At 48.6% G+C, this 253-nt stretch carries 1 protein-coding gene; it reads right to left on the minus strand.

Features of this window, described 5'->3' with window-relative positions; all coding sequences use genetic code 11:
- Positions 1-50: 50 nt before the first annotated feature.
- The coding region (locus SB765_RS31810) for a helix-turn-helix domain-containing protein (RefSeq protein WP_410932782.1) at positions 51-253 on the minus strand (203 nt) is incomplete at its 5' end.

The raw sequence follows: 253 nt of genomic DNA on the forward strand, positions 1-253 counted from the left end.
TCAACCGCTGCCTGAAAATGGTGTCATCGCTGGGGAAGCAGAGAGAGTTTTTATCTGATTTTTTTTGCAGCATCAGTGACTCGCCAGATGCCAGGAGGCATACCAAAATGTCGCGAGAAGGCGCGCGTGAACGTTTGCTGTGAGTCGTAGTTGAACTGATCAGCTACCTCTGCAATAGTGGCTTCAGTAAACCTTAAACTCAGCGAGGCCGCCTGCATTCTGGTGTTATTAATATATTTCCCGAGGCTGACTC

The organism is Pseudomonas sp. SIMBA_067, from assembly GCF_046534675.1.
In the GTDB taxonomy this organism is placed as follows: Bacteria; Pseudomonadota; Gammaproteobacteria; order Pseudomonadales; family Pseudomonadaceae; genus Aquipseudomonas; species Aquipseudomonas putida.